General features: G+C 40.4%; 24 protein-coding genes and 1 pseudogene. 8 read left to right on the top strand and 17 right to left on the bottom strand.

Annotated elements, in window-relative coordinates; all coding sequences use genetic code 11:
- Nucleotides 1-61: 61 nt before the first annotated feature.
- The 4 genes and pseudogenes from MHI22_RS02690 to MHI22_RS02675 all read right to left on the bottom strand — a co-directional run.
- The gene (locus MHI22_RS02690) at nucleotides 62-1,018 is read right to left on the bottom strand and encodes a hypothetical protein (RefSeq protein WP_340810970.1); all 957 of its coding nucleotides are present in this window, start codon (nucleotides 1,016-1,018) and stop codon (nucleotides 62-64) included.
- A gap of 71 nt (nucleotides 1,019-1,089) precedes the next feature.
- On the bottom strand, nucleotides 1,090-2,772 hold the full coding sequence (locus tag MHI22_RS02685) for a methyl-accepting chemotaxis protein (protein ID WP_340810969.1): 1,683 nt from the start codon (nucleotides 2,770-2,772) through the stop codon (nucleotides 1,090-1,092).
- 162 nt (nucleotides 2,773-2,934) lie between these two features.
- Nucleotides 2,935-3,372: a hypothetical protein gene (locus MHI22_RS02680; RefSeq protein ID WP_058843070.1), complete on the bottom strand. Its 438-nt coding sequence runs from the start codon at nucleotides 3,370-3,372 to the stop codon at nucleotides 2,935-2,937.
- 188 nt (nucleotides 3,373-3,560) lie between these two features.
- A pseudogene (locus MHI22_RS02675) lies at nucleotides 3,561-3,761 on the bottom strand (DoxX-like family protein); the annotation flags it as partial.
- A gap of 105 nt (nucleotides 3,762-3,866) precedes the next feature.
- On the opposite strand from MHI22_RS02675, the gene MHI22_RS02670 reads away from it, so the two are divergent.
- The 5 genes from MHI22_RS02670 to MHI22_RS02650 all read left to right on the top strand — a co-directional run bounded on the left by MHI22_RS02670 (nucleotide 3,867) and on the right by MHI22_RS02650 (nucleotide 9,322).
- Nucleotides 3,867-4,481 (top strand): sigma-70 family RNA polymerase sigma factor, encoded by a 615-nt coding sequence (locus MHI22_RS02670; RefSeq protein ID WP_283778132.1) that lies wholly within the window; start codon nucleotides 3,867-3,869, stop codon nucleotides 4,479-4,481.
- Nucleotides 4,482-4,533: 52 nt separating this feature from the next.
- Nucleotides 4,534-5,262 carry an ABC transporter ATP-binding protein gene (locus MHI22_RS02665; protein ID WP_036128982.1) on the top strand — a complete coding sequence of 243 codons (729 nt, stop codon included), beginning with the start codon at nucleotides 4,534-4,536 and terminating at the stop codon, nucleotides 5,260-5,262.
- On the top strand, nucleotides 5,262-7,733 hold the full coding sequence (locus MHI22_RS02660) for an ABC transporter permease (protein WP_340810968.1): 2,472 nt from the start codon (nucleotides 5,262-5,264) through the stop codon (nucleotides 7,731-7,733). The genes MHI22_RS02665 and MHI22_RS02660 overlap by 1 nt, the downstream gene beginning before the upstream one ends.
- Before the next feature lie 243 nt (nucleotides 7,734-7,976).
- Nucleotides 7,977-8,483, top strand: a complete 507-nt coding sequence (locus MHI22_RS02655) for a helix-turn-helix domain-containing protein (protein WP_180957783.1) — start codon at nucleotides 7,977-7,979, stop codon at nucleotides 8,481-8,483.
- Nucleotides 8,468-9,322, top strand: a complete 855-nt coding sequence (locus tag MHI22_RS02650; protein WP_340812692.1) for an IS3 family transposase — start codon at nucleotides 8,468-8,470, stop codon at nucleotides 9,320-9,322. Before MHI22_RS02655 ends, MHI22_RS02650 begins: the two co-directional genes overlap by 16 nt.
- Before the next feature lie 692 nt (nucleotides 9,323-10,014).
- On the opposite strand, the gene MHI22_RS02645 is transcribed toward MHI22_RS02650, so the two are convergent.
- The 6 genes from MHI22_RS02645 to MHI22_RS02620 all read right to left on the bottom strand — a co-directional run bounded on the left by MHI22_RS02645 (nucleotide 10,015) and on the right by MHI22_RS02620 (nucleotide 15,132).
- The gene (locus MHI22_RS02645; RefSeq protein WP_036128987.1) at nucleotides 10,015-10,581 is read right to left on the bottom strand and encodes a hypothetical protein; all 567 of its coding nucleotides are present in this window, start codon (nucleotides 10,579-10,581) and stop codon (nucleotides 10,015-10,017) included.
- Nucleotides 10,582-11,001: 420 nt separating this feature from the next.
- Nucleotides 11,002-11,730 (bottom strand): alpha/beta hydrolase, encoded by a 729-nt coding sequence (locus tag MHI22_RS02640; RefSeq protein WP_231745129.1) that lies wholly within the window; start codon nucleotides 11,728-11,730, stop codon nucleotides 11,002-11,004.
- A gap of 26 nt (nucleotides 11,731-11,756) precedes the next feature.
- A complete protein-coding gene (locus tag MHI22_RS02635; RefSeq protein WP_340810966.1) occupies nucleotides 11,757-12,281 on the bottom strand; it encodes a tubby C-terminal domain-like protein in 525 nt (174 codons plus the stop codon).
- Between the two features lie 400 nt (nucleotides 12,282-12,681).
- Complete coding sequence (locus tag MHI22_RS02630; RefSeq protein ID WP_230594005.1) at nucleotides 12,682-13,404, bottom strand: toast rack family protein; 723 nt, start codon at nucleotides 13,402-13,404, stop codon at nucleotides 12,682-12,684.
- A 109-nt stretch (nucleotides 13,405-13,513) separates the two neighbouring features.
- Nucleotides 13,514-13,894 carry an SRPBCC domain-containing protein gene (locus tag MHI22_RS02625; protein WP_036128994.1) on the bottom strand — a complete coding sequence of 127 codons (381 nt, stop codon included), beginning with the start codon at nucleotides 13,892-13,894 and terminating at the stop codon, nucleotides 13,514-13,516.
- A gap of 29 nt (nucleotides 13,895-13,923) precedes the next feature.
- Nucleotides 13,924-15,132 (bottom strand): MFS transporter, encoded by a 1,209-nt coding sequence (locus MHI22_RS02620; protein WP_036128996.1) that lies wholly within the window; start codon nucleotides 15,130-15,132, stop codon nucleotides 13,924-13,926.
- Between the two features lie 144 nt (nucleotides 15,133-15,276).
- Between MHI22_RS02620 and MHI22_RS02615 the strand changes: the two genes are divergently transcribed.
- Nucleotides 15,277-16,134 carry a LysR family transcriptional regulator gene (locus MHI22_RS02615; protein ID WP_101966775.1) on the top strand — a complete coding sequence of 286 codons (858 nt, stop codon included), beginning with the start codon at nucleotides 15,277-15,279 and terminating at the stop codon, nucleotides 16,132-16,134.
- Nucleotides 16,135-16,172: 38 nt separating this feature from the next.
- On the opposite strand, the gene MHI22_RS02610 is transcribed toward MHI22_RS02615, so the two are convergent.
- Nucleotides 16,173-16,733, bottom strand: coding sequence for an XRE family transcriptional regulator (locus tag MHI22_RS02610; protein WP_036128998.1), 561 nt, complete (start codon nucleotides 16,731-16,733; stop codon nucleotides 16,173-16,175).
- Between the two features lie 151 nt (nucleotides 16,734-16,884).
- On the opposite strand from MHI22_RS02610, the gene MHI22_RS02605 reads away from it, so the two are divergent.
- The gene (locus tag MHI22_RS02605; RefSeq protein ID WP_340810965.1) at nucleotides 16,885-17,754 is read left to right on the top strand and encodes a DMT family transporter; all 870 of its coding nucleotides are present in this window, start codon (nucleotides 16,885-16,887) and stop codon (nucleotides 17,752-17,754) included.
- A 33-nt stretch (nucleotides 17,755-17,787) separates the two neighbouring features.
- On the opposite strand, the gene MHI22_RS02600 is transcribed toward MHI22_RS02605, so the two are convergent.
- From MHI22_RS02600 to MHI22_RS02575, 6 genes are all read right to left on the bottom strand, one after another.
- Nucleotides 17,788-18,786, bottom strand: coding sequence for a sensor histidine kinase (locus tag MHI22_RS02600; protein ID WP_340810964.1), 999 nt, complete (start codon nucleotides 18,784-18,786; stop codon nucleotides 17,788-17,790).
- Nucleotides 18,783-19,454: a response regulator transcription factor gene (locus tag MHI22_RS02595; protein WP_058845021.1), complete on the bottom strand. Its 672-nt coding sequence runs from the start codon at nucleotides 19,452-19,454 to the stop codon at nucleotides 18,783-18,785. The genes MHI22_RS02600 and MHI22_RS02595 overlap by 4 nt, the downstream gene beginning before the upstream one ends.
- A gap of 1 nt (nucleotide 19,455) precedes the next feature.
- A complete protein-coding gene (locus MHI22_RS02590) occupies nucleotides 19,456-20,436 on the bottom strand; it encodes an alpha/beta hydrolase (protein WP_340810963.1) in 981 nt (326 codons plus the stop codon).
- Nucleotides 20,437-20,950: 514 nt separating this feature from the next.
- Nucleotides 20,951-21,370 carry a DUF1801 domain-containing protein gene (locus tag MHI22_RS02585; RefSeq protein ID WP_340810962.1) on the bottom strand — a complete coding sequence of 140 codons (420 nt, stop codon included), beginning with the start codon at nucleotides 21,368-21,370 and terminating at the stop codon, nucleotides 20,951-20,953.
- 41 nt (nucleotides 21,371-21,411) lie between these two features.
- Nucleotides 21,412-23,223, bottom strand: a complete 1,812-nt coding sequence (locus MHI22_RS02580; RefSeq protein ID WP_340810961.1) for an ABC transporter ATP-binding protein — start codon at nucleotides 23,221-23,223, stop codon at nucleotides 21,412-21,414.
- Nucleotides 23,220-24,953: an ABC transporter ATP-binding protein gene (locus MHI22_RS02575; RefSeq protein ID WP_340810960.1), complete on the bottom strand. Its 1,734-nt coding sequence runs from the start codon at nucleotides 24,951-24,953 to the stop codon at nucleotides 23,220-23,222. The genes MHI22_RS02580 and MHI22_RS02575 overlap by 4 nt, the downstream gene beginning before the upstream one ends.
- A gap of 189 nt (nucleotides 24,954-25,142) precedes the next feature.
- Between MHI22_RS02575 and MHI22_RS02570 the strand changes: the two genes are divergently transcribed.
- Nucleotides 25,143-25,274, top strand: coding sequence for a hypothetical protein (locus MHI22_RS02570; RefSeq protein WP_340812730.1), 132 nt, complete (start codon nucleotides 25,143-25,145; stop codon nucleotides 25,272-25,274).
- Nucleotides 25,275-25,398: the final 124 nt, after the last annotated feature.

Raw genomic sequence — 25,398 nt, 5'->3', positions numbered from 1 at the left:
CTGTTAAAAAAACCAACAATAACCGAATTTCCTCGATCATTGCTGGTTCTTAAAATTTGTTTTATTTTTTTCGTTTCACAAAAACAAAGGCGAAAATGGCTGCTAGGACTACTAGGATGGCAATCATCCATACTGTATTTGAGTTGGATGTTGTGTCATCTGCTGCAGTTGTTTGTTGTTCTTTTGGCGTGGCATTCGATGACTGCACTTCTTTGGCGTCCTCTTTTGCTACTTGTGCGGAGCTAATTTGCACATATTGTAGAGTAGCTTCATTCGAGGCTGCTGCTTCGTGTTCATGGCTGTCGCCGTGCCCTTCGGCATGATCCCCGTGACTTTCTTCTTGACCACCGTCATGACCATGATGATGATCTCCTGCTGTTGTGAAAATAGAGCGTTCCAGTTGTTGACCTACCCAGCTTTTGGCATCTGTTGAATCAGCAAAGATGCGCGGGTGTCCTGACAGCATGTATGTTTTACCACCAATGATGAGCCCTGTTTCGTCACCTGTTACGACATCTTCAATAGTGCCTGTTGGTCCTTCTGCAAAGCCGCCCATTTGAATAAGCGTATGACCACCCATATCAAATGTTAGGTTCTCTGTTAAGAACGCAATGTACTCCTCTTTTGTCATGGTTGCATCTGGATTCGCTAGTTCTAGTTTATGATGAAAAAGGGCAGTATTAATTTCTTTGTACGTAAGGTCCCCCTCTAAGGAAGAAACGTAATCCTCTTTTTGTGCTGCTTGTGCTAGCTCATCTACAGTCGATCCTGCTAGGCCAAAGAAGCCACCTACCCAGCCTGCAAAATCCTTGCGTGATAAGTTGTCTGTTGGGTTTAAGGCCATATCTTTGCCATTGTACCCAAGAAGCCCAATACTGTGTAATACCATAATGTCCTGAATATTGGAGGCTGTTTCAGGGACATCTGTGAATAGTGTACTTTTATCCATCGTATGGGCATAGGCAACTGGTGCCATGAATAAAGTACTCATTAATAATAAAAGTAAATATTTTCTCAAAATGATTCCACCTTCCAATGCAATAGTATACAGCGTAAATGTGTTGGAAGTTTGAAATCAAGCGCAATTTTCTATAGTTTGAAGCGACGAATGAGGCCATTTAATTGTTCGGCCATTTCTGCTAAATGCTCGGCACTATGTTTCATTTCCTCCATAGAGCTTGCAGCCTGCTCAATGGTCGCCGATGTTTCCTGAATACCTGCCGCTGACTGCTCTGAGACAGCCGCAATATCATCGACAGATTGGTGAATCGTGACAGTATTGTGAACAACCCCGTGTAAATCGGAGGACATCCCATTAATGCTTGCTGCAATGGCATCGATCGCATCTGCAATACGATAGAATGTTGTATTGGTCGTGGCAATTTGCGCTGTGCCTTTTTCTACTTCTCCATAGCCCTGCTCTAATGAGGAGGTCACTGTACTTGAATCATCCTGAATAGCTCTTACGATAGCTGTAATATCATCAACGGAGAAGGCCACCTGCTCGGCTAATGCGCGAACCTCGTCGGCTACCACCGCAAAGCCCTTTCCTTGTTCCCCAGCTCGGGCTGCTTCAATCGCTGCGTTCAGTGCTAATAAATTTGTCTGTGCCGCAATATTTTGAATGACCGCTACAAGCTTAGAAATTTCTTGTGTTTGTTTACTGAAACCAGTTACCTGATCCACCGCGTTCTTTACCATCTGCTGAATCGCTTCCATTTGCTTTGTGGAAGAGGTCATGGCATCTCTACCTTCTTCTGTTAAAGCTTTGACTTCCTGCGAATATTGTTGAACGTCTTTACTGCCGTCATGAACAGTCGTTACTTTGACAGCAAAGTCGTTTATGGAGGAAGCGACATCTGCTGCATGGTTTGCCTGTCGTTCTGTACCGCTGGCGATTTCTGTAACAGTATGGGCAACTTGTTCTGTACCTGCTTTTACCTCCGTGGTTGACTGCAAAAGCTCCTCACTGTGAGCCGCTACCTCATCCGACACTGTTTGAATATGTTTCAAGAGTTGATTTAAAATATCTGCCATTGTGTTGGTCGCTTCCATCAACTGGCCCACTTCATCCGTTGATTGAATAGGTAAAGGGGGCTCGCTTAAATCCCCCTTCGTCATTCGTTGCATACGCTCTGTTAATGTAATAATGGGTCTTGAAATACCACGGGCACTTAGTAGTTCAATCATCACGGCTAGCAGGACAATGAAAATACCTACGACAATCGCAATTAGCTGTTTATTTTCACCAGCAGTAATCATGTCCGTGCCTACCTCATTAATGGCTTGCTTTCGTTGCGCCGCTAACCCTTCATAGCCCTCACGAATCGCGGTTGCCGCGTCATCCATTTTCGTTAAATTTTGGATAGCAAGCTCGGTTTGACCCTTGTCATATACTGCAAATACTTGTTGTTCAATATAACGATTCCATTCCTTTGCCATTTGCGCATATTTCCCGAATTCACCTGAGGTTGTGAGTGCTGATCGTTTTTCCTCGTTGTCGGCTGCCTTCGCCACATTATCTTGGAAAATCTCTTTATATTTTTCATTACCAGACAGTACATAGCCTCTAACTGCCGCTATTCTTAAATCGATTGTTTGTGCTTGCTCAAAATCTGCAATTAATAATTGTAATTCTTGCTGAACAATTTGTTCTGTCGCATTGTTGCTTTGTGTGATGGCATAATAGTTGTACGCAATGTAGCCTATCATGATGGCGATGACAATACTAAAGGAAAAAACAATGCGTCGACTGATTGTTTTGAACTTCATCTGCAAAAACTCCTTATTTTCCATATCTATTCCATAAATAGTAATCTACCATTTAACAAGAAGGATTGGTGGCTTTAGGAATTTTTACTAGATTTCCAGAAATAACTTGGTCAATATAGTGTTTTTTATAGCATCTTTCGTCTTGAGTATATTGGACTACAATCAATCCCAAGCATTAAACATAACGTCGCCAATCGTTTGGCTATTAAAATAAGCGATGTACTGCCATTCCGTCACTGATAAGCTATGTAAAGCCTGATCCTTTGATAGTAATGTCATAAGAGTAGTCGCTTCTAAGCATTTACGCATGGGGAAATATTTGTGTAGCCGAGGCTTTGATAAAAATGTAAAGGGAAGCTCCTCATTCTGCTTCGCAAACGCAATATAGGGCATATATCGATGATGAAGAATTGTCAGCTTCTCCCCATCTAAGTCCACCATTGCCTGCATGTAGACAAAGGGAGGTTCATCGATAAATTGTCTTACTTTTGCTCGCTGTTCACTTGTCACTAAATGGTACACCATCGACTGAAACGTACGCATATCCTGCTCGATTAAATGCTCGGCATCAAAACCAGTAATTCCTTTTGTTAAACGCAAACCATCACTCCTTTTTAGTTGACTCTATAAGGACCTTCTCGTTTGAACTAGTCATTTCCTGCCAATCTACCTTATTTCTTTCAATATGATAATCAATTTGTAAAAAAGGAATCCCCAATATCGTCATCCGATGCGAAGCGGTCAATGATGCCATTTTCTTTATGATGCTCCCCCTTGCTTTCTCCTCAGCCACTAACCTGTAAACCTGGTATGACCTTCGTTTCATAGGTAAAACGCTGTGACTCCTCAGGTGCTCTTTTCGGTATATATGTAATGGATGTAAACCGTAAATCCCATTGCTCATGCAGCTGAGGTTTTTGTGTATAATCCCATGCTTTTTCTATAGGAGCCTGGATGTCTATCTCAACATAAATAGGTTTTTTGCTCATAAACTCACTCCTTTTTTCGATTAAACCACTATCATTATAGCAGTAAATTGATAACCTTCTATTAAATGGGTATGCTTATTAAGTTTCTTCCTAAAAATAAAAAACTTGAATCGAAATGACGACTTGCCGAGTCTAATAGTCGAAAAGGAGGCGATTTTCATTACAACCACGCAACAATCTCTTGTAGCCTTAGCCCAACATGGCGATGAGCAAGCGTTTTATCAGCTAATTGAGCTGGAGCAGCATAAGCTTTATCGTATGGCTTATGTCTATGTACAAAATGAAAACGACGCCGTAGAAGTTTTTCAGCAAACGATTATTCGAGCCTTTGAGGGCTTAGCACAATTAAAGGAGCCGCACTATTTTACCACTTGGCTAACCCGCATTATGATCAATTGCTGTAAAACCTATATAGCCAAGAAAAAGAAGGTTCAGCTTGTCGAACCACAAACCTTAGAGGATTTAAAAAGTACATCTCCTACATATATCGAGGAAGAGCTGGATTTATGGCAGGCTCTTTGCCAGCTTGAGGAAAAGTATAAAACGGTGTTATTGCTACGATTTTATCAGGACTACTCCGTCAAGGATATTGCAGCGATTTTACAATGCCCTGAAGGCACCGTCAAAACACATATTCGCCGTGGCTTGCAAGCATTACGACAACAATTAAAGGGGGCATATCTTGATGAGTGGGTTCAATCCGTTGAAAGAAGTCATTAATGCAATACCCATCCCTGAAGGACGTTTAACGGAAGTGTTACGTGTTGAAGGGATGTCCAAAATTTATCAGCAAAAGCATCACACCGTGAACGCCTTAAAAAATATCCATTGCACCATTTATCAAGGAGAGATGGTGGCCATTATGGGGACAAGCGGCTCTGGTAAAAGTACCCTACTGAATATGATTAGTGCGATTGATGAACCAACAGACGGGGCATTATTTTTATTTGGTCAGGAGGCTCAGGATATATATCAAGAGCCCAAAGCATCGCAATTTCGTAAAGAAAATATCGGCTTTATCTTCCAATCCTTTCATCTGTTAAAAGATTTATCCGTGGAAGATAATATTGCACTCCCCCTTATTTTAAATGATATTTCTAGTAAGGACATTAAAGTGCGCGTGCAGCACATGATGGAAAAACTGAAAATCGGCGCTTGGGCAAAGCATCGACCACATGAGCTATCAGGAGGACAAAAGCAACGGGTTGCTATTGCTCGTGCCATTATCGCAAATCCGCCTATTTTGCTAGCTGATGAGCCAACAGGAGCGCTGGACGTCAATACGACGGATGAGATATTGGAGTTGCTTGTTGAGCTTCAAAAAAAGAGTCAACAAACGATTTTACTTGTCACTCATGACCCTTATGTTGCTACCTATGCCAATCGGGTGTTGTTCTTCCATGACGGTGCGATTGTAGACTCCTATCAAAACCAGCGAAATGAAAAGGATTTGGATTGTATTTTAATGAAATTTAAGCAGGCTACGAGGGGGGAGCGATAATGTTTACAATGCGTGCCGTTGCCCTAAAACTTTTTCGTGCCGCTTGGGCAAATGTCCTAACGAGTATTAGCATTATAACCATCTCCATTTGCCTTGTGATGACGATGAGTGTCTACGCTTTAAACGCCCATAATCAAATGAAGGCTGACATCCAAGCCTTGTACGGAGAAATGGATATAATGGTCGGCTATAATCCAGATCAACATCAGCTGTTAACGACACAACAAATAGAGTTACTTTCCAGCCTAGCAGGTGTCACCCAAGTGTCTAATGTATCTTTAGCTCACACAAAGGTTGAGCAAGAAAAAAGCACAACCTTTTATACCGTTGGCGTAGAAAATGATGACCTTGTGAAAAGCCGCTATCATTTCGAGATGAATCTTGGTCCGAACGATGCCATTATTTCAGAAAATGTGGCACGTATTTTCAAGAAGAACGTCGGAGACACCATTCATATTCAAACGAAGAATTTTATTGTCCGAGAAATTTTACCAACGATGAAAGGTACGGATAGCCCTAATATCATATTGTTGCCAAATACCATTGTGAAAACATGGATGAATAATAGTCAGCCACAAACTGCTGGTATGTTTGCACTTATTAAAACAGAGGGTGGCCTTGCTAAGGCAGTTGGCACAGAGATCAAGCAGCTTGATGAAACTTTTCGTGTAGATGTCATGAGTGATTATGATTTGTTTAAAATAAATTTACAAAGCTTAATGATTTTTATGATTGTCCTAGCTGTCTTTATTTTACTCATTGCAAGTGTTTTATTACTGTCCACTTTCCAGCTATTATTTTATAAAATTAAAGAACAGCTGATGATTTTACGTGCTCTCGGTGCATCAGTGCAGCAAGTTAGGCGCATTGTCAAACTACAATTATCACTTATTATTTGCTTTGGGGTTATGCTCGGGACAACGATGAGCTTACTGGTCATAAAAATTTGGCTACCACAATTGATTAGCCTCTTACATTTACCAAATGCTAGAACAGAGCTTCCTCTTCCTTTTGTGATTGTCATCGCGCTTTCGAGCTTCTTGATTCTTCAGGTAATGACACAATGGCAAGTAGCAAAAAGTTCCAGATTATTGCCATTACAAATCGCAACAGACAACGAAAATTTACGTCTTCGTTGGACCAAATGGAAAACGATCATGGTCAGCATTGGAGGAATTATCGCTGTTTTATTCTTGTTGCAAGCACAACTGACAGGAACAGGAAGCAATCAAGGAGCACTCTTGATTTTAATCGGAACACTATTGATTTGTGGGATTTTACTGTTATTCATCCCCTATCTGTTTACAGCCCTCCTTCAGGTTGCATTAAAGCCGATTCGTGCAGTGTTTGGCAAGGAAGCCTATTTAGCGTGCCAGCAAGTCATGCCACAAGTACGCAAAAATAGGCCGATTGTGCTCAGCATTATTGGGTTAATGGTCATTTTAACCTTTGGTAGCTCGTTAATGAAAACGTTACAGCATAATGACCTAGCCTTCACCGAATCACAATACGAAACCGCTGTAAAAATCAATAATGAATTAAATGATCCAACCCTTACACCCGCAGTTATTAAGGAAATGGAGGCCTTGCCAAGCGTGCAGTATGCTTATGCACAAAGTAATAATGCGTACATTGCCCTGCAACTCGGCGATGAATGGCTACCAGAGAACTATACAACCATTGATATCGAGAAATTTGGACAATTAGGGAAGTTGCCAAAAATCGAGGGCCCTTTACAGGATGGACTGTTAGTGACAAAAAGCTTGGCGAATCGTCATCATTTATCGGTTGGTGATCGTATTACAATAGGCTCCTATGATGTTGCTGCACAGCAGGATCGGCCAACAGGTGAATTACAAATTATAGGAATTATTGATGCACCTCTTCACTACGCAGAATTAATCGTGGATTGGTCATCCTTCCTCACTTCTCAGGACCACACAATCATTGAAGACATTATGGTCGAAACGACTAACCCTGAGCAAGCATTGTCTGACCTGTCATTCTTAGAAGAGCGCTGGCCAGCCTTGAAATTTACGGATAAAGTGACCATGATGGAGCAATCCCGTGAAATGTTCTTCCAACGTTGGAGCCTATTTGTCGGCGTCTTTGTACTATTAATTGTCGCTACTGTCCTTGGTGTACTGCAAACATTACTGCATACCATTTATACTAAACGTAGTGACTATGTCATTCAGCGATTGATAGGCTTATCACCAAATGGTTTAATAAAACTTATTTTGACGCAAGTCCTATCGTTTGTGCTATATGGCCTCACTGTCGGCACGTTTATTGGACTTATTTTAACAAGAATGCTGGGATTCATTGATGAAAGCTCTCCGATGTCCTATGACTACTTAACATTAGGCATAACAAGCAGCGCCTTCTTAATAGCAACACTTATTGTCTTTACGCTCCAAGGCTATTGGATTAGCCGACAAAAATTAGCGAATGAAATCGTGGAAATCTAAATAACAACAGCCCTTCTATATCAGAAGGGCTGTTGTTATTGTTGTTGAAAAAAGGTGATGTCAATAGCAGAAAAAGAACCTTTGGCAAGGTGAGCGGGTGATTTCCGCTCCGCCAGCGTCCTTTCCAGGGGGCGTCCGATGAGCCGCTTCACTCACTGCGTTTCGCTCCAGGGTCTCATCTGTGACGCTATGAGCTGCACCCAAAATATTGGACTTAAAAATCTACTATAGGGGGTGCAGGTAGTGATTTCTGATGAACAAAAATTAGCCGCAGTTCTAGCTTACTTTGAAGAAAAAGAAAGTACGTATCAGATTGCCAATCGATTACAGAGGGATCGACAGTACATTCGATTATGGATTGAATTATATCGCTATCATGGCATCGAAGGAATTATTCGTCCTCAAGGGTTCACGAATTACGAAGATTCTTTTAAAATAAAAGTAATTCAACACCTGATAGAGACGGGCGATTCGCTCCTTCAGACTGCTGCGAAGTTTAATATTCCTTCCCGTGAAACCGTTCGGAGATGGAAAAAACAATGGATGTCAACGGCTGGTGAGGTGCTCTATCAAGTAGAAAAGGAGCGCCAATCAATGCCAAAAAAACAACCACCTTCGTCCGATTTAAATGGAAAAACAACGGATGAGTTAAAAGCCGAAATTGAGTATTTACGGATGGAAAATGCCTATTTAAAAAAGTTGAAAGCCTTAGTTCAAGAAAAGGATGCCTTCAAATCCAAGAAAAAGTAAGAGCTGTCTATGAGCTAAGGTTGGATTTTCCTCTTCAAGCTCTATTAAAAGTCGCGAAACTTAAGAAAAGTACGTATTATTATCATCTCCAAAAATGGGTAAAACCAGATAAATATCAAACGATCAAAGAACGAATTCAGACGCTTTTTCATTACCATAAGGGGCGTTATGGCTATCGTCGTATTTGTTTAGCCCTCCGAAATGAAGGGTTTTTCATCAACCATAAAACGGTCCAACGATTGATGCAAGAATTGGGCTTAAAAGGGACGGTACGCCCTAAAAAATACCGTTCGTATAAAGGGACAGTCGGCTATGTCGCAGAGAATGTCATCCAACGTGATTTTGAAGCCACTGCACCCAATCAGAAATGGGTAACCGATGTAACGGAGTTTAAAATAAACGGTCAAAAAATCTATATATCCGCTGTATTAGATTTATTCAATCGAGAAATCGTTGGGTATGAGGTATCAAAATCACCTAATTTTGAGTTAGTTCAACAGTCTTTTAAGAAGGCGTTTACGTATACAAAGTTATCGAAAAAGAGTGGCTTAATCGTCCATTCTGATCAAGGATGGTTATATCAAATACCACGTTTTAAAGCGTTATTGGCAACACATGAAATCAAGCAAAGTATGTCACGGAAAGGAAATTGTTTAGATAATGCCGTGATAGAAAGCTTTTTTGGCATTATGAAATCAGAATTTCTATACGCAACAACGTTTAAGAACTACGAAGCATTCAAAAAAGCGTTAGTAGACTTTATCCACTACTACAATCATGAGCGGATAAAAATAAAACTCAACGGAAAAAGTCCAGTTGAGTTTCGAAGAGTTTCTTAAAAGTTCAAATTTTTGGGGTCAGTTCACTAAATCCCCTAGGAGTGACGCTGGCTCCACTCCAATCACCATGTGGCAAAAGTGTCTTGTCCTTATCTTTCATACGAGCCGTAGTGAACAAAATAGCCCATTATTTGTATGACGAGAGAAAGGATAGGTTCTTATTTTCCATGTGGAGAAGTGATGCGTGACAACACCCTTCCATAAAGAGTAATGAATACTTTCACTTTAGTTGAAAACCTTTGCTAAAAAGGTACCATTTTTGTGGGTTGAAGTGGAAGGCTACTTGACTCCCGTGGGATAGCGAGACAGGCGATCCCCTGCACGAAGCGGCTCGGCGCTCGCCCACAAGAAAAAGCAAGTAGCCTGCAACGGAAATCCTTTTTCACCTTTCACCTCTCACCTCTCACCTTTCACAAAAATGCTATTGATAGTTTTGTTTTTCAACACTATGAAAACGAGGCTGGGACAAAAGAAAAAATGTTAGACCATTTACAAGTTTGGTCTAACATTTTTTTGCGTAATTAGAACACATAAACTTTAATAAATCACAAAAATAACATTCATTTTTTGCTTTTTCTAAATAAATGAGTTATGTCCCAGCCTCGTTGTCTTTGCTGTTCAAAATTCAGATTTTGAAGGGCTCTCACATTCGTTTCGTCATTTTTTCGACGAGTTGCCCATTCCATCGAAGGTTATGGTTTTTGGCAAGCAAAATTATAACCACCGATTTTTCTAGCCTCCGTCGCATTGGTTTGTCCATTTAAACCAGCATCATCTCTTGAGTCAATGATGGGGTTGCCACCCTGTGCAAAGCATTTATTCATGTAATTCATTTTTTCTTTATGTGTCAAGTATCGGTCCCAGAAGAAATAGCCTATGAAAGAAACCAAACCAATTCCGGCAAGCCATGCGATAACAGCATATGGTGTTACTTCTCCATCTTCATTCTCTTTATAAAGGATTGTACCATCGTAATTTTCCATGTCTAGCCCAAAGGTTAAAAGTTTATGGTGAACCTCATTAGGAGATAGTGATTCGAGAGATTCGTAATAATTTAATTCTTCATCTGAGAAATGATATAATTCCTGGGCAGCTTCTTCATCAAACTCTAATGTTTGTGTAGCCAAATTATAGTAGATGGATTCGGCTAAAGCACTTTCTTTACGTCCAAATTCATTAGCATTCGCAAAATTCGGAAAAATTGTAGCAACAATCAACGTAACAATCAAACCACAAATAAAAAATTGAAGCTTCTTCATCACAGCAAACCTCCTTGTTTTATTTATTTATGTTAAAATATTACATTAATGGATAATGTAATATTAACTTCATTATACATAATATCCAGATAAATGTATAATATATAAAGAAAGTGAGGTGTTTTTTTGTATTTCTCAAATATACAATTATTAATGCTTGTATTTGCCTTTATTATTGCGATTTTCAGTGTGATTAAGGTGTATCAAATAAAAAAAGAGTATTTGATTAAACACAGAGAATTAGAGGTGGAATACGAAAGAATCCAACTGGAGAAACAAAAACAAAAGATCCTTTAATTTAGAAAGAAACGTGCACCTCAGTCATTAGATTTTCCCTAACGATTGGGTGCATCTATTGGTTTTATCCTAACACCTCTTGGTCTCCAGAATGCTTGTCCTGCAACATTCCTCCATTAGCATTTATTCCAAAAAATCTATTATCTCCTGTATGATTTCATCTTGGTCCCGGCCTAATGTCATCAAATGTTTAGCGTTTTTAAAGCCCCTCTTCTGCTTAGTGGAAGAGTGAACATGTTGATAAATCGTTTCAGCGCTTTGTGCATACGATGCATCGTCGCGTTCACCGTAGTAGATAGCGATAGGAACGGTAATTCTATCAAGCTGCTGCATCGTTGCTTGGATAAACTGTTGAAATGCGCTCATAGCATCTAACGCCATGTGGTGAAATGGCTCCATTTCCTGTGAAATTTGAGACGCTGATTTGCCCTCTATCGTTTTATAATTGTAAGCATAATCAATTATTCTTTGTTTTAATTGCGCTGGCTCCTTATCAATTGGTACTGATAAGACAATGATTTGTGATAGCTTTTCGAATTGGGCAAGCTTTAAAGTAAAAATGCCACCGATGGATAAGCCAATGACCGAAATTTTCTGATAGCCTTCATTCAATAAAAATTGGTGGGCATTGACTACATCCTGCCACCAGTCGTCTACCTGATAGTGTAATAACTGTTCTGGGGTATGACCGTGTCCTCGGTATAATGGTGCATAGCAAGTGTAGCCTTGTGCATGTAATGAAGTGGCTACTTTCTTCATATCTCTTGTATGACTTGTAAAAGAATGTAAAAGTAATACGGCATGCTCATTTCCCTGTAAATAAATTTCTTTCGCTGGTAGTATCTTCAGCACACAATCAAGCCCTTTCTCGAATTCGTTTATGCCCCCACAAACAATACTGCCTGTCCTATCGCAATAAAAAAGGATTCCTCCTGGATGGGACTACTGTCTTCAATTTCTAGCGTAATATCAAAATGCGTCTCACAGAAAGTAGCTTGCCAACGTGCGATAGGCTGCTCATTCACTGTAAATACAGACCAGCCCTCCATTTCTTTGTTGAGCTTGATTTGCTGTTCACCATTTGTAATCAGTAAATCAGGAATCATGATTTGCCAGCCATCATAGGCAATCATATAGTCTTTGCCTGACACCAAATCCTTGCCTCTGAAATGTACGCGCCCACGACGGGATACTTTTTTACACGTAAAAAGTGGTCGACCGTTGCGATCATTGACATCAAAGCGAACAAAATAACGATAGTCCATCGTGCGGTCAAATGCTTTTTTTAGAGCATTGGAATAAACACGTTGAACAGTGGACGATACCTCCCCTGCTTCATTGATAATTTGGATGGCCTCTGTTGACTCGATAGCTGCTGGTTGCTTGTATGTATAAATTTTCACGACTTTCGCTCCTTCAAAACAATAACTTTCTTAAAGCTACCATAAAATAAGCGCCAAATACAAAGGATGTATTTGACGCTCCTATTATTGTTTGGGTACTTCTACTGTAAATGGTTGGAACTTCACTTCTTTATAGGCTGATGGATTGAATGGGATATGTGTTTCTTTGCCATCAGCGTCTATTTGAACGCTCCCACCTCCTGATGGAATGGAAACATAAGGCGTAATGATTAATTTTTCAACGTGTTGTGCTATTGGATCAAAGGCTTTGTTCCATACTTGTTTCCCCTCCTTCCATACTTAGAGTCTTTTATCCAAGCAAAAGGTTTCACTTTTATTTATTTTTTTGGCCATACAAAAAGTAGACTACTGTATTTTAAGTAGCCTACTACATTTTCCTTTATTGATCTAATTTAAAGGTAATATCTCCGACACCCAATTCCGAATGAACCTCTAGCACAACATCTGCCTTGTCATAGGCTTCGTTGACATAGACACCCTGGCCTTTGGATACAAGACCCTCTATATTTGAAGATCCGATGCCCTTCTCTGTCGTTAATTTGACACCAACCTTTGATGGTAAAATAACGGTTGTTTGACCGACGCCCGTTTCAATCGATGTCTTAAAGCTCTTTTTCCAATCGCCACCTAAATTAACCGTTACATCACCGACACCTGCATCAATATCAAGCTTTTCCAGCTGGAGCCCCTGTAAATCTAGGTTTGCAAGGGATGCGCCTGTTTCAACTGTCAAATCCATCGGGATACTGTCATTCAGTTGGATTGCCCAAGTGTTTTTAATATTTGAGATTCCTAGCTTTGTAGAGCCTTTATGCTGAATATCCACTTCTCCCGTATCGCCGTGGACATCATAGTCTACCTGTGGGGCTAGCTTTTTAATATTATAGTCGGCCTTGCCCTCTACCCATTCCTTCGCACCGCTCGATACTGTCAGTTCACCAACACCTAGATCAATGTCTACCTCTAATGCTTTCACTTTATCCTTTTCTACCAAGATGGCTTCCTCTCGCATCTTGTTGTTTGGAATAAAGGAGAAACACCCCGATAAGACCAATACAGATGTACCCATTATGACACCTAAACCAACTAATTTTTTCAACATGATTTCCTCCCACCATATAATCTACCAATAATTTCATTATATAGGAGTCAACCTTTTAAAATACGACCCTGCGCTCGAAATTTATCTAAGACCTAAGACGTAGGGTTCGCTACTGATAAGGGATATCTCCCCCTTCCAGCAATGCCTTTAAATTAGCCAGCGAAGCCTCATAGCCTGGTGAGTTAATGCTTACAGTTGTCCCCTCGTGCTGTTGTACTAGCGTAATGGCAATCAACGTTTCCGGCACCTCTAAGTAAAAGGAAAACTCCTCATGTTTTTTTACGTGCTGAATCGTGAGCTGCATAGGTAGCTTTTCAGATAGCTGATTATGCGCATTAGGCATTAACGTAAACGTTATCTTTTCACCATCTGCGAGTTTAGGGATATCCCAGGTGGAGCCTGGTGCATACCATTGCGAGAGGAGTTGTTCCTCTGTAATCGCTTGCCACACGCTATCTATTTTCGCATCAATCCAAATCGAACTGGTCATTCACCATTACCACCTTTTTCTATTTTCCATTATTTTACCGAATTTTCAAACGATAGACTACTTTGGGATGTTCGGTATAAATGAAATGCCCCAATGATGATGAACATGGCCATGAAATCCAAGGCTATTTGATGACTTGAGAAAACAGCAACTAAAAAACCATACAACGTTGGTGCTAAGACAATAAAAAATTGATTAATCGTTAAAGCTGCACTCACGGTAAGTCCCACAGCTTGAGGATCAGAATGCTCGGTGACACAGGTAATATATAAGGAATACCAGCCGAGTGCTAAAAAACCAAACACACCACAAAAAATAATCATCAAGCTCTTCCCATGTATGACAAAGGGCAAACAGCCAATCATCATAAATGTGGCAACCATGACAAGCACTAACAATGACGCACGTTTATGAGCGAAATATCGGTCACCCAGCCAAGCAAGCACAATTCTCCCTAGCATGCCTCCCAGCAAAATCAAACTTAAATAGCTCCCTGCCTCTGTTAATGTATAGCCGCCCTCTTGATGTAAATAGCTCATAAAATGAGCAATGATGACCATTTGTAAGGACATCATGACAATGCCGACAAAAAATAGAGGATAGAGCGCTCGATTATGTTGAATAGCCATCATCTTTTCTTTAAAGGAAATAGGATTTGCGGCAACGGTTACGTGCTGTTTTGGTTCATGATACAGCAGTAAAAATAAAAGTCCCCCACCTATCGCCACTAACCCCTGTACCAAATGCACAGTGGACAGATGGTGCTGTTGATATAAATACGTTAGTACAATAGAAGAAAGTGCCCCACCAATGGGGATACCTGTCTGGCGAATACCAATAGCAAGCCCACGATGCTTATCTGGAAACCACTTCACAATAGCGGTACTGCCGCCAGTTTGTGCACTACCATACCAGATACCAACAACTATTAATACGAGGAGCAATGTCGTATAATGGTTCACAGGTATTAACAGGAAGGCTGACAGGCCCAGTATAACGGAGCCCCATCCAATAATCCGCTTTTCTCCTTTTTTATCCATAAGGTAGCCAAATAACAGCATGGAGAAAATCGGCCCTATATTGACGGCTGAAACAATCAGTCCAGTTTGAAAGGACGTTAAGTGCCATTCCATTTGATAAAAAGAGGCAACTGGCCCCATCCCATAGGTGACAAAGGTTGAAGCTGTCTGTGACAGTGTAGCCACTAGTAAAATAACCCATTGATAATATGTATGCATGTTAACCCTCCATCAGGTTGATACCGCTTTATTTATGCAGTATACCTTGTCGCTACCTAGAGTTTACGTTGACTGATAGCATACGTAAAATGGAGGAAAATGATAGCAGCTATCAAAAAATTTAATAGGTGTGTGACGAACAATATGAACATTGAAGACATTGCCTTAAAAATAGAGCTTTTAGAAAGGCAAAACTTAAGTAAATCCGCTGAAATCACTAATTATACACAATCTGCCTTAACTTCGAAGGTAAAAAAAATAGAAAGTGAAATTGGACAGGAGATCTTTAAACGAACACCACAAGGTTTAAAGCTGACGGAGGTAGGTAGCCATTATTTACAATTTTTAAAACAGGTTGCCCAAAACTATGAAGAATTTTTACAAATGATCGGACCTGCTCAAACGAGCCTCCATTTTGGAACTTCTCATACAACCATTAAAATTTATGGTGCATCCATTATGAACGAACTCCAAACGAGTCATAGTCCAATTGATGTCGATTTCACTGTCGAATCAAGTACATCTTTAAATCACAAAGTACATAATGCTGAGCTGGATTGTGCACTGACTAGTAATCCAACTAAACAGTATGCCGATTTAAACTATGATCTAATTGCGTCAGAAACATTTGAGGTCATTTCAAGCCCTTCTCATGTCATCGATTTTGAGCAACGAACGCCAGTAACACTACTCGTCTTAAGTAAAGGCTGTATGTATACACATGCATTGGCACAATGGCTAACAATGAAGCAAGTTCCTTTCACAATGAAAGAAATTAAATCCGTTAGTAGTATTCTTGATTTTTTAGAAATTGAGCATACGATTGCAGTCTTAAATACGAAATTATTGGCACTTTATCATTGCCCTGACCTGCACTTTTATGACATGGATGATCTCAATAAAGTAATTGAAACGGTCTTTATTTATCATGAAAACGACAGCAAGCATTCCTCTATTATGCAATTAAAGCAGGTAATAGAGTCCTTGCTTGAAACGGAATAGTATCGAATACAGCAAGGCTTCGCTAGTCCTTGCTTATTCTATATTAATGAAGGTGTTAGAACGAATAATACGTGGATGCTGTCATTGCTTTTATTGAGGAAACGATGTCGAACATTCGGCGGAATCCGCACAACATCCCCTTCCAATAGCTCATACTCTTCTCCTTCTAGCTCTACATAGCCTTGCCCCCTCATCATCACTGCTATCTCTTCTTTATCATTGTGACAATAATGACTTTCCGTGGTCACTGCATGGGGATTTAATTCCATCATGAGCATGTCAATTCGAGCTTTCATAAAGTCAGGTGTTAATACATCATAGACAATATGATCCTTGTTTTCTCGATATATTTTTTTGCGGTTGTGCTTGCGTGAAATAAGTGTACTTGTATCGATATCATGAATAAAAAGTGTAAACAATGGTACATGTAAAGCCTTTGCAATTAACTCCAGCACACTTAACGATGGATTCGCTTGTCCACGTTCGATTTGACTAATTAAAGAAGTACTAATGCCTGCGTAATCTGCAAACTCTCTAATGGTCATACCATTTTTCTTCCGATAACTTAGTACGGTTTGTCCTAATTGATGATACTGCATGGCACGACTCCTTTTTATCATAATGTGTATTTTTCTAGTTTTGTGCTGATATTCTAAAAACCCTATTTTATTGAGGAAGACTACACTATAATAGGTTAGGCAATATTATTAATCTTGTTTATTATTATAAACAAATACATAGGAGTTCATCATGTTTTATTACATCTCTTTATTTTTTGCTGTCTTTGCATTATCGACTTCAGCTATTTTTGTCAAGCTTGCCGATGCGCCACCAGCCATTACGGCCTTTTATCGATTATTTTTTGCGCTACTAGTGCTACTCCCCTTTTTATTAGCGCAAAAGGGATTGCGACAGGAAATGACGAGCTTCTCCAAAAAACAGTGGGGACTGGGCATTTTATCAGGATTATTTTTAGCCTGTCACTATGTTTTATGGTTTGAATCATTAAACTACACATCGGTGGCTAGTTCAACAGTCATTGTGACGCTACAACCTTTATTCTCTTTAGTGGGAAGCTATTTTTTATTTAAAGAACGTTTTTCTAAAGGAGCAATTGTTGGCTGTTGCGTAGCCATTATCGGTTGTTTCATCATCGGCTGGCAGGATTTCCAGATTAGTGGACAAGCTCTTTATGGCGATATCCTTGCCTTTATAGCGGCAGGTATTATTACGGCCTACTTTTTTATCGGACAATCTGTTCGCAAGGATTTATCACTTGTTCCTTATTCGATTATTGGCTATGGAAGCAGCTCCATCTTCTTAGCTGTATACGCCCTCTTTATGCAGGAATCGTTCTTCGACTATTCAGCATCCACTTGGTGGTCTCTTGTAGGATTAGCCGTTATTGCAACGATTTTTGGGCAAACCATTTTTAATTGGCTATTGAAATGGTTAAGTACAACCGTTATCTCGATGAGCATTTTAGGCGAAACGATCGGTACATGTATATTAGCTTATTTTATTTTAGATGAGATGATTTCTATTCAACAAGGGATCGGCATTATCGTCATTTTACTAGGACTTGCGCTCTTTTTACTGCAACAACGAAAATCTCATTAAGACAAAACAACGGCAAAGGCTGCCGTTGTTTTGTTATTGCGGGGACTTTTGGGCAAAGCCAAAGGAAGTCCCCGTGTCGTTTGATTGTAATGAAACGTCGATGTTCAATGTTTTGGCAATGTCCTGTATAATTTTGAGCCCAAGTCCTGCATGATCGGCATCAGGCTTGAAGCCAACTCCATCATCACACATGAACACTTGACCATTGTTTATTGAAACCTCTAGCTGCGTTGCTTGGGCATGCTTTAATGTATTTTGGAAGACATTATCAAATAAACGTTGTAGCCATAATTCATTGCTAATCCAAATAGCATGTGGGTCATCATGGTGAAAATGCAGGGCTATGTTTTGCATGCGATATAAATAACGCCACTTCTTCATCATCGTTTCTAGTAGCTGTACAAGCTGGATTTCCTCCTGGACAACAAAGGAATTTTCACTTGTATCAAAGGCTTGTAACTGAAATGCATTTGTTAAATTCGTTATATAGTGGATTTGTGCATTTAAGGATTCCACCAATTTCGGCTGCCCTTGTAATTGATCTTCTAGAAAAAATAACTGTAAACGTATGGCCGTCAAGGGCGTATGGATGTCATGTCGTAACTTTTGCAGCAGCTCTTTTTGGAGCTCCTGCTGCTGCGCTAACTCTAATTCTCGGTAAGTCGTCCGCTCAATTAAGAGATTGACAGACTGCATAAGCTGTCCTATTTCATCCTCACTACTAACTGTTAACGTATTTGGTATCCGCTCATTACTAGCTAATTCCCGTATCGTTTTATTGAGCATCGTGATTTTTGACAATAAAGAATGGATAGTTGTTGAGAATAATAATGCTAACAGTCCTAATGACAGCACAAACGCTACGAGCATAATAGGATAGGCAAAAGATTCATGAAACGGAATGCCTTCATTTTTCAATTTAAAGACCTTGTCATAAACAAGAGCTATAGCCACACTAATGCTTAATAACACAATTGGTACACTAGCAATCGCCATAAATAATAAAGTACGGTATTTCGTTTTTAAGGTCATTTTTTGATGTAGGTATTCAAACGATACCCTTCTCCATAAATATTTTGCACAATGCCGCCTGCTGGATCATGTAGCTTTGCTCGAATCTTTTTAATATGGACATTGAGAATATTATGATTGCGTTCATCCAGTGGCCAAAGATAGTCGAAAAAATGATCCTTTGTTAACACTCTGTCTCGATTGTCAAATAAATAAAAGAACATTTTCCGCTCTGTCGCTGTCAATGCAATTTCATCATGAAGATTTTGATTAAACACTTTACGCCGCTCCCCATCAATAAATAAATGCTGGATTTGCGTCAATGTACCATATTGCTGGCTCAACATTTTTTGCATCCTAAGCAAAAGCTCACGCGGGTCAAATGGCTTTGTCAAATAATCCTCCCCGACCGTTAAGCCCTCTAGCTTACTATCAATATCATTTCGTGCCGATAGAAAAATAATGGGGATATTTAAGCCTAATCGTTTAATATTTTTGCTTAATTGATAGCCATCCTCTCCTGGCAGCATAATATCCATAATGACTAAATCCACTTGCTGAATGAGTGACATAATGTCTCGACCATCTGTTTTCCAAATCGCTTCATAGCCTTCTCGCTGTAGTATTTTTTGTAGCAAATCCCCAATCATTTGATCGTCTTCTACAATTAAAATGGTAAATCCTTTCATATTATCGACCTTTCTTATCAGCATTCGTTTTCATAAATATCATGGCTAGTTGATAGATTTCATCGGGTTGATAAAGATAAATACTATGTGTGCCACTGACCTCTTCCACCTGTGCATAGGTGAATTGCTGTGCAAAGTCTGCATAATCCTGCCTTTTCTGCTTCGTATATTGCGAATCTTTATTGTCTTCTGCAATGGCATCAATCAGCAAGATTGGCGTGTTTTGCGGCTTTGGAAGCTGTTCTGATTGTAAACTATTTTCATAGACCTGTAACAGCTCATTTTTCATATCCTCATTAAAAAACTGTCTAAAGGACAATGCCTGATACATTTTCTTTTCCTCTGCTGTTAAAAAGGACATTTTCAATACTTGCGGATTATAGACCTGTGATGGCAGAAGTCGGTGTAAACCCATTCTAGTTGCTAGACTCATCCCCTTCACCATCCATCTATCGACGGTTCCCATTGGATGCTTTACATATTGACTAGGTAAACCAATGTCCAGCGCGATGATTCCCTTTACTTCTTCGGGGTATTTTTGTGCCCAGTAAATGGCTTCTAGCCCTGAAATGGAATGTGGTACGAGTATATAAGGAGGCCGAAGACCACTTTGTAGCAGAGCCTCTCGTGTTTGCGCTAGGATTGTCTCAATGTCTCTTGCATCATGGGCTACATCACTATAACCATAGCCAGCTCGATCCACTACGGCTATTTGATGGTGCTGTGAAAACTTACGGTACAGCCCCTTTAACTCATACACTGGGGCTGCAATACCTGAGCCTGCCATAAATACATACGTGTCCTCGCCAACTCCCTCCTGATAGACATTAATTTGATGACCATCGACGTCTACTAGTGTGCCATTATTTTGTAAAATAGCAGATTCCTTCTGTACTAAATGATAATGGTAGATCCAAACAACCACCATTCCAAGCATGATTAATGCTCCTATGTATACCAATAATTTCTTTAATTTCTTCATACGTAGCTCCTCTCCGTTCATACTTGCAAGGATACACATTAAAAATAAATTTCTAATTAATTTTTGGAGAAAAATTATAGTTGCACACTTCCTAAAATGACTCAGCCATCTGACCCCGATTGAATATCGGCACCAGATGGCTGCATAGCTTTGAACGATTCATTATAAGTACCTGTAGTCTAAATGGACACTTTATTCCAATAGTAAAATCATTAGTAGTATAATAGGACACTGTTAAAGCATTTGGACTAGCTATCTCTAAATATCATCTGTTTACTTTTTTTAACTTCTCTGTAATATCTAGTATTACTGCTCTTACCACTTCCTTTTATTTAAATACAATGAAGGCCGCAATAATGTTACACCCTCTTTTTTGTTAGTATTTTTAGACGTATCCTGTATATATACGTTACAAATGATTTAGCCAAGGCATTAAATTGAGACCATTTGCAATATACGTTTCGTGATTCCATCAAAAAAACTGCCTACATTGAGATAGGCAGCTTTCTTAGTACTAAGCATCTGGATAGTTTTTTTGTACAAAGTCGATGGTTTGTTGTATAAGGGCTTTTAGGATGTCTTCATCCACATCCGCAAGCTTATTAATATACACGCAGGCTTTCCCCGTTGTGTGCTTGCCAAAGTGCTGTAATAGCTGCTCTCGCTCATCACCTGGGGCGAAATACAGGCTAATTTTTGCTTTGCGTGGGGAATAGCCAATACGGGGTGCATCCCCTTCATGGCCTGTTTTGTATTTGTAATGATAGCTACCAAAGCCGATAATACTCGGTCCCCACATTTTGGCTTCATAGCCTGTGACCTCTGTAAAAATGTCCAATAACCGAAAGGCGTCTTCTCGTTTTTGTGGATGGTCCACATTTTCAATAAATTCAATGACACTTGCATCTGTTTCTTTCATTTTTAATTCATACATGTCTATCCCTCGCTTTCTGGAAGATGTACCTTTATTATTCCCTATTCTACCTGCTCTAACAATAATTTTTGCTGGAGATGACGATAAATGCCCTGCTGCTGCATTAACGTTTGGTGATTACCTTGCTCGACAATTTCCCCCTGTTGAATGACGAGAATTTGATCGGCATTCTCGATTGTTTTTAAACGATGGGCTATGACAAAGCTTGTGCGTCCCTGCATTAAATGCTGTAAGCCTTTTTGAATATCGACCTCTGTTTGCGTATCCACACTCGATGTCGCTTCGTCCAAAATTAAAATATCAGCATTCTCTAAAATAGCACGAGCAATGGCGATGAGCTGGCGTTGTCCCTGACTTAAATTAGCGCCACCTGCCTGCACAGGTGTATCGTATTGGGCTGGTAAATATTTAATAAAGTGATGGGCATTCGCAATTTTCGCCGCTTCCACGACCTCTTCATCTGTGGCATCTAGCTTCCCAAAGCGAATGTTTTCACGAATGGTGCCAGAGAACAAATACGTGTCCTGTAAAACTACGCCTACTCTTTGGCGAATGGTCGCCATTTGATAGTGTTCGATATTGTGCCCATCAATCAAAATTTCCCCTTGATCCACGTCATAGAAACGCGTCAGTAAATTAATAATCGTCGTTTTCCCTGAGCCTGTCGGACCAACAAGAGCGATGGTCTCTCCTGCCTTGGCATGGAAGTGAATATTTTTTAACACAGGCTTATTTGGCTCATAGCTAAAAGATACTTGCTGGAAAATAACATCCCCTTTGAGCGATGCTGCCTCGATGGCATGAGGCTGATCTGCTACCTCGGATGGTTCATCTAGAATCTCAAACACACGCTCTGCACCAGCAATGGCCGACTGAAAGGTATTTAACAGATTCGATAACTGATTAAGCGGACGGAAAAATTGCCGTGTATACGTCACGAAGGCGGCAATGATCCCAACTGTAATGATGCTCTTCACGGCTAAAAAGGCACCCGTTCCGATAACGACAGCTAAGCCCAAGTTATTCATAAAGTTATTAATCGGTCCTAATAAGCCAGAAGTAATTTCTGCTCGTTGGGCGGAGTTTCGCAGATTTTCGTTTTGCTGATGAAACGTATCAATCGTTTGCTGCTCCTTCCCAAAAAGCGTGAGGACCTCCGCACCCGTAATCATTTCCTCAATATAGCCGTTCAGCCTGCCAAGATCCCGTTGCCTTGCTGCATAATTTTTACTACTGCGCTTAATAATTTGCTTGGTTGTGAACACAATAAGCGGAATAATAATCAATGTCACAATGGCTAACTGCCAGCTCAATGTGAACATCGCGATACTGACACCAATGACAGTTAAAATAGATGACACGATTTGCGTCACACTTTGCGCAAGGGCCGTATTTAAATTATCAATATCATTTGTGACACGGCTCATTAAATCACCAAGTGCACGCTGATCAAAAAATCGTAATGTGAGCGTTTGAAGCTTATGAAACAGTTCCAGCCGCAATGTCCGAATTGTTTTCATCGCCACATGAATCATGACATAGGTTTGCAGCCATGTCAGAATAGATGCTACCGTAAAAATAACAGCTAAGACGATACCTAAACGGATCGTGCCGTCGATATCCTTTTTCATAATATAATCATCAATAATATGCCCAATCAAATAGGGCCCTGCTAGACTTAAAAAGGTAGAAGCAACGACAAAAAAGATGGCTAAAAACATCCCTACTTTTTGCTGTTTGACATAATGCCATATTCGGAACAGTGTTGCTCTTTGATTTTTCGCCTTCTCAGATGGCCCTCCGATACGTGGGCCACGTCCAAAATTCATTTGCTTTGGTTGATTTTGACTCATTTTTGTTCACCAGCCTTTTGCTGCGACGCATAAATGGCTTGATAATGCGTATTGGCTTGTAGTAACTGCTGATGGGTTCCTTGCCCAACAATGTCGCCATCCTCTAAGACCAAAATCATATCAGCCTGCTGTATCGAGGCAATTTTCGACGCTACGATCAATGTCGTTGTGTCTTGATACTGTGTGGCAATAGCCTGCTGCACATGCTGCTCCGACGCACTATCGAGCGCGGAGGTAGTATCATCTAGCACTAGAATGGCAGGCTTACGAATAAATGCACGGCCTAAAGCAAGGCGCTGCTTTTGCCCGCCCGATAAATTTGTAGCTCCCTGTGACAATTCATGGGCTAAGCCTTTATCAAGTCGCTCCACAAATTCACTCGCACAGGCTGCCTCTATTGCCTGTTGTGTTTCCTCGGCTGTCGCTTCATCCTTGCCGAGTCGAATATTTTCTTCAATTGTTCCAGAGAACAATAACGCTTTTTGGGAGGTAAAGCCGATATGCGCACGTAATGTAGCGAGGGCATACGATTTGAGTGGTCTGCCATCTAGGCGAATTTCACCATCTGTTGGATCAAATAAGCGAGGAAGCAGCTTTACTAGCGTTGATTTACCACTACCTGTTTTTCCAATGATGCCTACCGTTTGCCCAGGCTTTACAGAAAAAGAAATTTTTTTGAGGACATCCTCTGCTGTATCATAGTATCGATAGCTCACCTGATCGAAGTCAATCGCACCTTGTATGGATGCAGAAATCGCCTGTTCCGATTCCTTCACCGCTATGTCTTTATTTAAAATATCCACAATCCGTTCGCCTGAAGGCAATGCTCGTGCAATTTGCATTAGCACCATACTAGAAGACATTAAGCCATTTAAAATAATCGTTAAATAGTTGATAAACGCCAGAATGACCCCAACTTTCAAAGTACCCGCCTCTACCTTAATGGCCCCAAGCCAAAGTGCAGCTACAATGCCCAGATTGACAATAAACATCGTAAAGGGCACAAGTACCCCTACGATTTGCTCTGCAGTGATGAAACGCTTTGTCAGCGCCTCATTTAATTCTCCAAATTGTGCCACCTGCTGTGTCTCACGACGAAACGCTTTGACCACACGAATACCCGCCAAATTTTCCTGTAGCTTCGTATTGACCCCATCAATCGCCTCCTGAACACGACGATACAGCACACCAGAATACTTCGTAAAAAAATACATGGCGATCATCAACAATGGCACGATAATGAGAAGGATGGAAAAAAGCTCACGCGCTGTCACAAACACGATAATCACTGCTCCGATAAAAAGCAAAGGCCCACGCACAAAAATACGTAGCGTCATCATAAATGCGCGCTGAATACTTTCCACATCACTTGTTAAAATCGTAATCAGCTTCCCTGTCGTAAACGCATCCCGCTCCTTGGCTGAATACGTCATCATCTTCTCATAAAGAGCCTGTCGAACATCCGATGCAAAATGAATCGCAGCCTTCGAGCTGTAGTACGAGCAACCGACTCCACCAATAAGCCCCAGCACTGCGCTACCAAGCATCCAGACAAACATAGTCAATACATAACGATTATCCCCATTGACAATCCCTGTATCAATCATATGCTGCATGATGGTTGGCTGAATTAAATCCATCGTCACCTCTAGCACCATCAATAACGGCGCAATCAAAGTGAAAAATTTATAAGGCCCCAAATACTGCCCTAACTGTTTAATTACTTGCATACATTCGTCTCCGTTCTATTTAAATCCCATTCGTTCCTCATTATAACTGAAAATCATTCCCATTTGGCAATAATTTTTCGGGTCTCGTAATATTTACAACCCTATCGCTATCTAGCATATTTTTAGCCAGTTAATATTCAGTTCATAAATGTCATGTATGATCTGTTTGTAGATATAAGGGGAAATTCCATGGGAGCATTACTAGCAACGAATGTCGAGTGGGCAATTGAAGCCACTGGTTTGGTTAAGCTTTTTGGAAATAATCGTGCTGCTGATGGTGTCGATTTGAACGTTCGTGCTGGAAGCATCTACGGTGTGTAGTGATAGTGGCAATCTTGGCCCCTCTCACACTACATGCTTATATGCGCAGGACATAAACCTTGAAAATAAAAGCTTTGTAATAAACAAGGGAACGCCCGGATGTGGACGTTCCCATTGTTATGCC

It is taken from the genome of Lysinibacillus sp. FSL L8-0312 (assembly GCF_038003285.1).
GTDB classification, from domain to species: domain Bacteria; phylum Bacillota; class Bacilli; order Bacillales_A; family Planococcaceae; genus Lysinibacillus; species Lysinibacillus fusiformis_D.
The sequence above is the reverse complement of the archived record's forward strand: the minus strand, read 5'-3'. Positions and strand labels throughout refer to the sequence as shown.

Coding starts and splice junctions, on each gene's coding strand:
- MHI22_RS02665 (WP_036128982.1), top strand. CDS start 4,534: ATGTCCAAAATTTATCAGCAAAAGCATCACACCGTGAACGCCTTAAAA.
- MHI22_RS02595 (WP_058845021.1), bottom strand. CDS start 19,454: ATGAAAGGATTTACCATTTTAATTGTAGAAGACGATCAAATGATTGGG.
- MHI22_RS02600 (WP_340810964.1), bottom strand. CDS start 18,786: ATGACCTTAAAAACGAAATACCGTACTTTATTATTTATGGCGATTGCT.
- MHI22_RS02660 (WP_340810968.1), top strand. CDS start 5,262: ATGTTTACAATGCGTGCCGTTGCCCTAAAACTTTTTCGTGCCGCTTGG.
- MHI22_RS02605 (WP_340810965.1), top strand. CDS start 16,885: ATGTTTTATTACATCTCTTTATTTTTTGCTGTCTTTGCATTATCGACT.
- MHI22_RS02645 (WP_036128987.1), bottom strand. CDS start 10,581: ATGAAGAAGCTTCAATTTTTTATTTGTGGTTTGATTGTTACGTTGATT.
- MHI22_RS02590 (WP_340810963.1), bottom strand. CDS start 20,436: ATGAAGAAATTAAAGAAATTATTGGTATACATAGGAGCATTAATCATG.
- MHI22_RS02585 (WP_340810962.1), bottom strand. CDS start 21,370: ATGTATGAATTAAAAATGAAAGAAACAGATGCAAGTGTCATTGAATTT.
- MHI22_RS02625 (WP_036128994.1), bottom strand. CDS start 13,894: ATGACCAGTTCGATTTGGATTGATGCGAAAATAGATAGCGTGTGGCAA.
- MHI22_RS02620 (WP_036128996.1), bottom strand. CDS start 15,132: ATGCATACATATTATCAATGGGTTATTTTACTAGTGGCTACACTGTCA.
- MHI22_RS02610 (WP_036128998.1), bottom strand. CDS start 16,733: ATGCAGTATCATCAATTAGGACAAACCGTACTAAGTTATCGGAAGAAA.
- MHI22_RS02630 (WP_230594005.1), bottom strand. CDS start 13,404: ATGTTGAAAAAATTAGTTGGTTTAGGTGTCATAATGGGTACATCTGTA.
- MHI22_RS02570 (WP_340812730.1), top strand. CDS start 25,143: ATGGGAGCATTACTAGCAACGAATGTCGAGTGGGCAATTGAAGCCACT.
- MHI22_RS02575 (WP_340810960.1), bottom strand. CDS start 24,953: ATGCAAGTAATTAAACAGTTAGGGCAGTATTTGGGGCCTTATAAATTT.
- MHI22_RS02685 (WP_340810969.1), bottom strand. CDS start 2,772: ATGAAGTTCAAAACAATCAGTCGACGCATTGTTTTTTCCTTTAGTATT.
- MHI22_RS02615 (WP_101966775.1), top strand. CDS start 15,277: ATGAACATTGAAGACATTGCCTTAAAAATAGAGCTTTTAGAAAGGCAA.
- MHI22_RS02580 (WP_340810961.1), bottom strand. CDS start 23,223: ATGAGTCAAAATCAACCAAAGCAAATGAATTTTGGACGTGGCCCACGT.